Below are 10,220 nucleotides of genomic sequence, written 5' to 3'. Positions count from 1 at the left end.
GGTATCCTTTTTTGCGGTTCGGTACTTCCATTATTGATTTGGCAAAAAAGATAAAGCGGAACACGTGACGGCGTGAACTTCTTTTGCGCAGCGACGACTCGTTTGCCGGCGCGCCCAAAAAAACGAAATGAAAAAATGAGAAAGTACTGCAGTTAGGCCGCTGAATTAATCGAGCTTGCTTAAAATACGCTCAAAATTGGTGTCTATTTCTTTCCATTTTGCGAATTGCGCGAAATCGGATTCGATAAGTTTACGCGCGCTGATTTTTGAACTGACTTGCTGCGTAATAACCGATTTGTATTTATCCACTGCTTCTTGCTTCTCGCCTGTCAGCAAAAGTGCGTGCCCATGAAGTATTTTAGTTTCTACATTGCTTAGGCTCGGATTAGCCGCGAAAATCTGAAGTGCATTGTCGAATTGCTTGGAAAAAATAAACGCACGTGCCAGACTGTTAACATCTTCGGTTTTTTGCAACTTGTATTCGAAAATGGTTGTTTCCAGCAAACTCACAGATTTTTCAAATTGCTCTTTGTCAATATATTGCTGAACATCTTTGCGAATTGCGGCGAGAATTCCGGCGTTACTTTCTTTTTGCGACAAACACAAACTTCCCGACTTGCTGTACAAACGCATTTTCTCTTCGGCGAGCAATTCGGTGTACTGTTCATAGGTGTACTGCGCCGAAATTTTTTCTAAAATACAGCTGCAGAACTCGTTAGTCTGTAACATTTTATTGGCAACTCCTCCTTGTTTTGCAAGAGCGATGATCTCTTTTTTGCGCGCTGCTGTCCAACCGCTACTTTTACGAGCATCGACCCAAGGCACAACTTCCAAAACAATTTTTTGCGAAAACAACCAATTGTCGCTTTCAACACCGATATATAATTTTTTGGCTGTACAGGAAAAGTTCTTGCCAAACAAGCGACCCGCATCTTTTGAAAGTGCGTCGGTTACTGAGTAGCAAGCGTTTTTTAAAGTGCCCGTTTTCTGAAATTTGTCGGCATCGGCAGCATCGCCAAACAGCGCATAACGGCATTTATCGCTTCCACTCACTTTTGAGAGCAGAAAAACGCCGCCCGCTGCTCCCTGGCTGATTCCGCTCGGATCGGGAATTGATTTTAATAGAGAAAAAAGGTTGTTAGACAGTTGCTGATTTTCGTCGAGAACGGTGATTCGGTAAACAAATTCGGTAGTTCCGGTCGGAAAATCAGTAACTGCCACCACCTGCCTGTCGCCTGCTTTTAACTTAATTTCTTTGGTAAACGAACGGTCTTTGTCCCAAAATCCCGTAGCATTTTGCCCAAAGCCAGCTCCAGTAAAAAGTAAACAAGCGAACAGTATTTTTTTCATTTAAATCTCGATTGAATCGCCAATTGGAAGCAAGATTAACTCTTTACCTTTTTCGGCAAAATGTTGCTTTGCTGCTTCGTGATCGATGGTTATATATCCGAATGTATCAAAATGTATGCCCAACACCTTGTTGCATTCTACAAAGTCGGCTGCAATAGACGCATCGGCTACATCCATCGTAAAGTTGTTACCGATCGGAAATACTGCCAAATCGAGTTTAGTTCGAAGCGGAATTAATTTCATATCGAACGTCAACGCTGTATCGCCCGAAATGTAAATGCTTTTTCCAGCCGCTTCAATGACAAATCCTCCAGGATTTCCGCCGTAGGTACCATCGGGAAACGCACTAGAGTGAATTGCATTTACATATTTCACGGTTCCAAACGGAAATTTCCAGCTTCCGCCGTGATTCATCGGATGGTGATTTAAGCCTTTCTTACCGTAATAATCGGCAATTTCAAAATTCGATACGATGGTTGCCTGTGTACGTGTTGCGATAGCCTCAACATCAGCCACGTGATCGCCGTGTGCATGCGTCAGTAAAATGAAATCTGCTTTCAATGCGTTGATATCGATGTGTGCTGCCAAAGGATTTGGACTAATAAACGGATCGACCAAAATGGAAACACCATTAACCTCAATGGCAAGCGATGCATGTCCTAAGTACGTAATTTTCATATTATAAAGCGTTTGAAATAGATTTAAAGATTTGAATAAAGATGTCTTGGAAGAAGAAAATTAGCGAGAGTGCCAATAAAACTGAAAGTGCAAATGTGGATAGAGCTACTTTTTTTAGCTCCGGATCGTAATCGGCTGGTTTTGAAATGGCTGAGAATCGTTTTAAATGTAAAAGCAGTGGAATGTAGGCGAGTAAAAACAAGTACTGATCTACTTGAAACTCTTGTAAATATGCAAATACTAAAACGAGAATTAGCGACGATAAAACTAGAAAATAGTGATACTTACGTCCGAAACTAGCACCAAGTTTTACAATTAAAGTTCGTTTACCGGCCGCTGCATCAGAAATTTGATCGCGTAAGTTGTTGAGATTTAAAACGGCAACGCTTAAAAAACCTATGGCGGTTGCCGGCAGGAAAAGTTGGGCGTCGAGTTCTTTCACAAACATAAAATGAATACCAATTGTACTCACCCAGCCGAAAAAAATGAAGACAAAAACATCGCCCAGACCGCGATATCCGTAGGCTGATGAACCAACAGTGTAACGAATAGCTGATGCGATGGCTAGTCCGCCTAAGATCAAAAACACGAGACTAAACCAGAGGTAGCGATCTTTAAACGAAAAATAAATTAGCGTTACGGCAGAGAAAAAAGTAAGAACAGATGTAATTACCATGGCGCGTTTCATCTCCGCTGGCGAAATAACACCACTTTGAATGGCGCGTTGAGGTCCGATTCTGTCTTGATTGTCGGTGCCTTTTACACCGTCGCCGTAATCGTTGGCAAAGTTTGACAGGATTTGTAAACCTAAGGTAGTTGTAAGAGCAAAAGTTACAATCCACCAATTAAACGTTGCGTGTGAAATGGCGTAAAAGCTTCCTAGGATTATTCCGGAAACAGACAGCGGTAAAGTTCGTACTCGTGCTGCTTCGATCCAATGTTTCATGTACAGGAAAAGTTAGTTGCTACAAACTTACAAAGTAAAAATGCAATTGTGTTTTGTTACGATCAATTTATCTTTCAGAATTATTTCCTCTGCTTATCTTTGGCAAAATTTCTAGATTATGAAAAGAGTATTGGTATTCCTTGTTTTATTGAGTAGTGGTTTCCTTTCCGCGCAAAGCCAAAAGCCTTCGAAAGCATTTAAAAACTTGGTGGAAATCATGCAAGGACATTATACTTCTGAATTACAGTCGAAAAAAGACAGTACGTATTTCAATATTTCACTACGCATGACGCCTATTTGGAAATCGAAGGGCGCTTTTTTGTATGTAGAACAAGCCATGGCTTCAAAACAAGACAAACCGTATCGCGTTCGAATTTATAAACTCTCGGAACGCCCCGATGGGAAGATTGTAAGTGAAATTTACACTTTGAAAGACGAAAAAGCGTGGATTGGAAAATATACAGATCCGACTCTTTTTGATGCGTTAAGTGAAGCCGATTTAGAGTTAAAAAGCGGTTGCGAAGTAGTGTTAGAACGCGTTTCGAAGAATACCTTTCGCGGATCCACTGGCGAAAAATCGTGCCCAAGTGAACTGCGCGGCGCCTCGTATGCAACATCAAAAGTTACCGTAACTAAAAACAGTATTTTGTCTTGGGACCAAGGATTTGACGCCGCTGGAAAGCAAGTTTGGGGCGCTGAAAAAGGTGGATATGAGTTTTTGAAGGTGAATTAGCTAATTTGTACAAACAAGCAATTTAATTTGTCTTCTTCTCCTCCAACAATCGCTTGAGCTCAGCGCTTACACGCGGACTATAATTTGGTAATTCCGACTCGAAAAACAGCCTGTATTTTTCTTGCTGCAGCAATTCGCGAATCTTATCTCGACAAAACTTTACAAACTGCCAACGATGATTCGACAAACCTGTAGGCAATAAACGCAATGTTGCCTTATCCGACGCATCTAAAAAGAAGAGCGCCGTAAATGCGTTTTGTCGGCGTTCGGTTGGCTGATCTTCGCCCGCGTAACGCAACAACTCGTCGTAATATTTAAGCTGCATTTCACTACTGCCCGACTTCGACTTCAAAGCCAATGTCAGCCAAAAAATGCGAACGTTGTAATCGTGCAAACCGTTTTGATCTTTCAAAGCATCCAAATACGCCATTCGCTGCTCCGGACAATACAGGTATAATTTCTTCAAAGCAATTTCTCTCGTTACGTACGACGAATCAGCCAAAGTTTTTGCAAATAAAGCGCAATCGCCTTTCGCAATCGAATCCGTTAAAGCCAAAGCCAATTGCCTATTTTCCCAATCGATATCCACAATACCTAGCTTGATTAACTCGTAACGATCTGTTTCATTTAGCTTGTCGGCTTGCAGTAAAACTTCTCTACGTATTTCACTGATATTTGACGACTTATACACATTACGTAAAGCTTCAGTTGAAATATCTTTTCCGTTAACGATGGCCGAAGTTTCCAAATATTGACGAATGTCTGGACTAAATTTCTTGAGCGTATTCAATGCTTCGGCTGTATCGAAATTCGGATTACGCAACCAGTTCTTCTCGAAATTTAAAACATCGATTTTCGAATTCTTCTTAACCAAATCCAAGAAATTTGCAGTTGTTGCCGTCTTGTATGCATAGGTTTTTAAATACGCATTCACAATCTTATCAAACGTTTCATCACCCAAAAGCCGATTCAAATAGAACAAACACCAAGCGCCTTTTTGATAATACGTTAGCGAACTAGCTCCTGTACTCACTACAGCTTCCGGTTTCTTTTTGTGAAATGCAGCTATATCGCGCGCCGATTCTAACAAAGCAAACGAAAAGTACGTATCGCCAAACAATTCGCGCTCTGCCAACAGGGCGTAATACGTAGCAAATGCTTCGTAAAGCCAGTGATCTTCCGGATTTTCGGCAGTAACCAAATTGCCAAACCAATGATGCGCCAATTCGTGAGCATGCACATTGGCATACGGTTTGTCGTGCGCGCCAACAGCATCGGTTACATAATCTTGTGCAAAAAACGTACACGTATTGTTTTCCATACCCGCATACAAGAAATCTTCTAACGGAACTTGTCGGTAAATTTCCCAAGGATACGGCAAACCTATTTTCCGCTCCAAAAACGTAAATATCTCGCTATGATGTTGGTACGTACTTTCCGCTAAATGAGTTTCGCTACTTTTTACATAAAGCTCGCGTTTCGTTTTGTTAATGGCAGGTACGTCTATTTTAGCAAAATCGCCCACAGCAACCGCAAATAAATAGGCGCTAATTGGTTTTTTAAAACCGTAATTCCATTGCGTTTTTCCAGCTACATTGGTTTTCGATTTTAGTGCGCCGTTGCTAATAACTGTTTTTCCGCTTTCGCAGATGAACGAAACGTCGAACGTGAGTTTATCCCGTTGGTCGTCTGGACTTGGAAACCAGTGACTCGTATATTTCCCTTGTCCTTGAGAGAAAATTTGCTGCTGATTATTGATATTCGTGAAGTACAGAGCCTGACGCGGCGTTGCCGAATAATTGAATTGTAAATGATACGTACCAGGTTTGAATGTTCCAGGTAAGAGAAGTGCTTTTTTGGAGCTTTGGAATACGGCAACTTTCTTGTTCAGGAGCACATCGGAAAACTGCATCGATTTGGCGTCAATTTTCAAGGTATCCATAGGTTTTAAAACCTTAATTTTATAGGAAACCGAACCAAAAACCGATTGTTTTTCAAAGTCGAATTGCAGTGTGGCTTTTGCGGAAAGGAAATCGATTTGCGATTGCGCTTTCGCAGAAAAACTAAAACAACTCAGCACAAGGAAAATTAGCAACTTTTTCATGTGGGAAAGTTCGAAAAATATTACGGAAAAACCGCATCCGAGTACAAGCGAAAAAATATATCTTCGCTTTTGATGCAAGCCGATTTACTACAATTATCCATCGAGTTTCTAAAAGGCGTTGGCCCACAGCGCGCTGTTGTTATTCGTCAAGAATTGGGAATAGCAACGGTTCAAGATTTATTGTATTTTTTTCCGAACCGCTACCTCGATCGCACGCGTTATTACAAGATTAACGAGCTACAACAATCGCTTGCCGAAGTACAAATTATTGGTCAAATTACCAGTATAAAAGAAGTTCCGTTTGGAAAAAACAGAAAACGCTTGGTAGCCACGTTTGCCGATGCAACAGGCGTTATGGAATTGGTTTGGTTTCAAGGATATAAGTACCTCATTGAAAAGCTAATTCCCGGAAAACCAATGGTAATTTTCGGACGCTTGCAATATTTCAACAATACGTATTCGATGCCGCATCCCGAAATCGAATCGTTGGAAGAACACAAAATAGGTTTAAAATCGGGCTTGCAAGCTGTATATCCGAGTACCGAAAAATTGAACAACCGCGGCATCAGCAATCGGATTTTTTCCAAAGCTTTAGAACATGCCTTTTCAATGGCAAACCAACCGTTTGAAGAGAATTTGCCGCTGGAAATTCGAAAAGAATTGCGATTGGTTTCGAAAAGCGAAGCGATGGTTGCGATGCACTTTCCAAAGTCGCCCGATCAATTAACGAAAGCTGAAAGTCGATTGAAATTCGAAGAGCTTTTCTTTGTTCAATTGCAGCTTATCACGAAAAATATAGTCCAAAAACAACGTATTAAGGGTTACGTTTTTAATTCGGTTGGTGAAAATTTCAATACGTTTTACCACAATCATTTGCCCTTTGAGTTAACGAATGCGCAAAAACGTGTGGTTAAAGAAATTCGCAAAGACATGGCAACAGGTGCGCAAATGAACCGACTGTTGCAAGGCGATGTAGGCAGCGGAAAAACCATAGTGGCTTTGTTGTGCATGATTTTAGCCAAAGACAACGGCTTTCAATCGTGCTTGATGGCGCCAACCGAAATTCTAGCAAATCAGCATTTTTCTGGTTTAACCGAATTGGCGAAACCTGCAGGCTTGAATATACGGCTGTTAACCGGCTCGACCAAAAAAGCGCAGCGCCAGGAAATTCACGAGATGCTGCTCGACGGTTCGTTGGATATGCTCATTGGCACGCATGCACTTATCGAAGATACGGTACAGTTCAAACAGTTGGGGTTGGCGATAATCGACGAGCAACACCGATTTGGCGTGGCACAACGTTCAAAACTGTGGCAGAAAAGCGTTGTTCCGCCACATGTTTTGGTAATGACCGCCACTCCTATTCCGCGCACTTTGGCGATGTCGCTTTACGGCGATCTCGACGTTTCGGTAATCGATGAACTGCCGCCCGGAAGAAAACCCATCCAAACGCTGCATAAATTTGAGTCGGCACGAGGCAATTTGTACCATTTCATGCGTAGCGAAATTGCGAAAGGACGGCAGATTTACGTAGTGTATCCGTTGATTCGCGAATCGGAAAAACTCGATTTAAAAGATTTGATGGAAGGAGTTGATACGCTGAGTCGGGAGTTTCCGTTGCCGGATTACGCCATTTCGATTGTGCACGGACAAATGAAACCCGCCGAAAAAGACTTTGAAATGAAGCGCTTTATCGAAAAGCAAACCCAAATTATGGTTGCCACCACGGTGATTGAAGTTGGTGTTAATGTACCGAATGCCAGCGTAATGGTTATCGAAAATGCCGAGCGATTCGGACTCTCACAATTGCATCAATTACGCGGACGTGTGGGTCGCGGTGCCGAACAGAGTTTCTGTATTCTGATGACCGGCAATAAGTTGTCGAAAGAAGCCAAAAAGCGTATGGAAACGATGGTTCGCACCAACGACGGCTTTGAAATTGCGGAAGTTGATTTGGAATTGCGTGGTCCGGGCGATTTAATGGGCACGCAGCAAAGTGGTGTCTTGGCCTTAAAAATAGCCGATTTAGTTAAAGATAAAGCGGTATTACAACAGGCACGCATTTTTGCCACGCGCCTACTCCAAACCGATCCGGGATTGGTTTTGCCGGAACACGAAAGCACGCGTCAACATTTAGGCCGACTAATGCAGGATAAAAACCTGTGGAATTTTATTTCGTAGCGGCGGGATTTAATGTCGCTTTTTACTGCCTGATATTCAATAAAACAGATTTGAAATCAATTACAAGAATTTCTGTTTTTTTATTTAAATAGTTAACGTTGGTTTATGAGGTATGTTAACGTTAAAAGAGCAAACGAGAATTTCCTAGAAATACTGTAAAAAATTCATTTCAAGCGATGTAACAAAAAAAATCGTCGATCGAACGTCACTAATTTAAGAGCAACAAACATAAAATTGCGACTATGGCCGGTAATGCCTGAACAAAAAAGATTTTTCTACTGGCACTGAATGCGCCGTAAATACCGGCAACCGACACACAAATTAAGAAAAAGAGCGCTATGTTTTTCGACCAAACTGTATCCGAGATTAGTATCGACCACAGTAATCCGGCCGACAAAAATCCGTTGTACAAGCCCTGATTTGCTGCTAATGCTTTGGTAGGCTTAAATAAATCTCCGGGCAACGACCTAAACGTTCTCTTACCGATGGTTTCCCATGCAAACATTTCAAAATAAAGGATATACAAATGTTCAAGAGCAATTATTCCGATTAAGATTTTTGTAATTATGTTCATTTTTTAATCTCTAGTAGTTTCCTATTTGACAAACGCAAATGTGTTAAAATTATTTGGCAATCAAGCTGAAAAAGCAACTTTTGAATGTAGTCAAATATCTGTATTTAATTCTAAAACAATTAATTGCTTCGCGCATCTAGAAACTAAGATAATTTTTTTTATTTGGGCGTTCCGGCTCCTCAGTGCCAAAGAAACAAATCAGGCGCCGTCGGGTTTTTCGCTCCCCCCGATAGCCATCGGGGTATTTTCTGTCCGCGAAGCGGATCAAAAAATAAGATCTCCGCTGCAACCCCTAACGCGGGGAAAGTGCATCTAAAATAAGTGGTTGAGATTTGGTTATGAGTTTTGGTTAATGGGATACTTTTCGTTCGAACTTTCTTCAATTATTATCCGTAAGAGAGTAGTACAATTATGTAAGAGAGAGAATTCAAATGTTGATTTACTGATTGTTAATTGTTTGAACACACAACACATACGCAATATATTGATAAACAATTACATAAGTGGTCGCGCTGTTAATTCTTGATTTTGTAATTGGTCATTCTTTAGAAAGAAAATACATTACTAATTTAGAATCAAAGATTTTGAAAAAAGCTGTTGATGTGCAAGTTATCCAAGCAGCTGATGTCAAAGAATTTTTTGGCGGCAAGGCTGACGCGGAAGTGTCGAGGCAAATCAGAAAATTAATTGATAAAAAAATGCTCGTACCAGAAAAAGAAGGCACACGAAAGTATGTTTTGAAATTTGACAACAGTTATCTGCTAAGAAGTGTTATAAAATCATTGGGTGAAAAAGGCTTTCTTCCTGTCCGTGATGAAATTTTATGATAACTCTTCCGCCCTAAATTGTCAAACCGAAGTTATTTTAGATGCTGCAACTCTTTTTATTCGTCTGCTGAGAATATTCGGTTTAACTCGCTTGCCACAAATTCCTGTTGCGATTTGTTTTGGAATTCGAACCACTTCTGCCTGTATTCGGAGTTGTCTATGACATATCCAAATGCTCTAAAAGGTTTATTTTTATCCAACGCATCGAATAGGCGAGTTTGTAGATTACTGTCTGGAACTTGCTCGGCAAATTTGCGCATCACTTGAAACGCTTCGCGTGAGCTCCATTTTTCAATTTCGTGGTAGTCTTCAGGGTTATTCTCTAGTTCTTCATTTTCATCGCCCCATGCGTCAACGTCAATATCTCCGAAACTATCCTCGTCCGGTACAAAAAGTAATTGCCCGCTTGTCTTGTGAATAAACGCGCGCAAGCCGCAATCAAGATTCTCCGCAATTTCTTTAATGTTGTCAGCTGTGATGTGGTTCTTATTCATTAGTCAAATTTAAAAAAAAGCCTTTTGATTAGCCTTTAAAACATTCGCATTTCATTTGGATTATCCTAAGCAGCACTAATTTCATTGACAGTAACCGACTGACCAACGATCTCATAACCAAGGTCAAGTTGATACCTAATTTCAGGTTCAGGTCGAACTCTTGAAATGTAATCTTCCATAATCTCAATAATGGCAACCGATTTTGTAGGGTCAAATGGCATGTTTATTCTGGCGGTTGTTTTTATGAATGTAGTTAGCGTTTTGTGTTTTGTGGTAGTTGGTGATCGCGGAGCGTTGTTGTTGCATCAAAAAAAACAGCGAAACAACGCGCTT

General features: G+C 41.0%; 10 protein-coding genes. 3 read left to right on the top strand and 7 right to left on the bottom strand.

Annotation, left to right across the window (positions count from 1 at the left end):
- Positions 1–165: 165 nt before the first annotated feature.
- Genes Q0064_RS03630 through menA form a run of 3 tightly spaced genes read right to left on the bottom strand, consistent with a single transcriptional unit; the run spans position 166 to position 2,974 of the window.
- Complete coding sequence (locus Q0064_RS03630; protein ID WP_298144432.1) at positions 166–1,350, bottom strand: hypothetical protein; 1,185 nt, start codon at positions 1,348–1,350, stop codon at positions 166–168.
- A complete protein-coding gene (locus Q0064_RS03625) occupies positions 1,351–2,028 on the bottom strand; it encodes a metal-dependent hydrolase (protein WP_298144430.1) in 678 nt (225 codons plus the stop codon).
- Between the two features lies 1 nt (position 2,029).
- Entirely contained in the window at positions 2,030–2,974 is a 945-nt protein-coding gene (gene menA / locus Q0064_RS03620; RefSeq protein ID WP_298144427.1) for a 1,4-dihydroxy-2-naphthoate octaprenyltransferase, read from the bottom strand.
- 118 nt (positions 2,975–3,092) lie between these two features.
- On the opposite strand from menA, the gene Q0064_RS03615 reads away from it, so the two are divergent.
- The gene (locus Q0064_RS03615) at positions 3,093–3,707 is read left to right on the top strand and encodes a chromophore lyase CpcT/CpeT (protein ID WP_298144423.1); all 615 of its coding nucleotides are present in this window, start codon (positions 3,093–3,095) and stop codon (positions 3,705–3,707) included.
- A gap of 22 nt (positions 3,708–3,729) precedes the next feature.
- On the opposite strand, the gene Q0064_RS03610 is transcribed toward Q0064_RS03615, so the two are convergent.
- Positions 3,730–5,811: a M1 family metallopeptidase gene (locus tag Q0064_RS03610; protein WP_298144420.1), complete on the bottom strand. Its 2,082-nt coding sequence runs from the start codon at positions 5,809–5,811 to the stop codon at positions 3,730–3,732.
- A 57-nt stretch (positions 5,812–5,868) separates the two neighbouring features.
- On the opposite strand from Q0064_RS03610, the gene recG reads away from it, so the two are divergent.
- Complete coding sequence (gene recG / locus Q0064_RS03605; protein WP_298144435.1) at positions 5,869–7,992, top strand: ATP-dependent DNA helicase RecG; 2,124 nt, start codon at positions 5,869–5,871, stop codon at positions 7,990–7,992.
- Between the two features lie 208 nt (positions 7,993–8,200).
- Here recG and Q0064_RS03600 read toward each other — a convergent pair whose 3' ends face one another.
- Positions 8,201–8,566, bottom strand: coding sequence for a DUF1304 domain-containing protein (locus Q0064_RS03600; protein WP_298144417.1), 366 nt, complete (start codon positions 8,564–8,566; stop codon positions 8,201–8,203).
- Between the two features lie 503 nt (positions 8,567–9,069).
- Here Q0064_RS03600 and Q0064_RS03595 point away from each other — a divergent pair.
- Positions 9,070–9,393, top strand: coding sequence for a hypothetical protein (locus tag Q0064_RS03595; protein ID WP_298144414.1), 324 nt, complete (start codon positions 9,070–9,072; stop codon positions 9,391–9,393).
- 56 nt (positions 9,394–9,449) lie between these two features.
- Here Q0064_RS03595 and Q0064_RS03590 read toward each other — a convergent pair whose 3' ends face one another.
- Positions 9,450–9,887: a UPF0158 family protein gene (locus Q0064_RS03590; protein ID WP_298144412.1), complete on the bottom strand. Its 438-nt coding sequence runs from the start codon at positions 9,885–9,887 to the stop codon at positions 9,450–9,452.
- A 65-nt stretch (positions 9,888–9,952) separates the two neighbouring features.
- Positions 9,953–10,108 carry a hypothetical protein gene (locus tag Q0064_RS03585; RefSeq protein ID WP_298144409.1) on the bottom strand — a complete coding sequence of 52 codons (156 nt, stop codon included), beginning with the start codon at positions 10,106–10,108 and terminating at the stop codon, positions 9,953–9,955.
- Positions 10,109–10,220: the final 112 nt, after the last annotated feature.

The organism is Flavobacterium sp., from assembly GCF_027490375.1.
GTDB lineage: Bacteria > Bacteroidota > Bacteroidia > Flavobacteriales > Flavobacteriaceae > Flavobacterium.
This window is presented reverse-complemented; position numbering and strand designations above follow the sequence as displayed.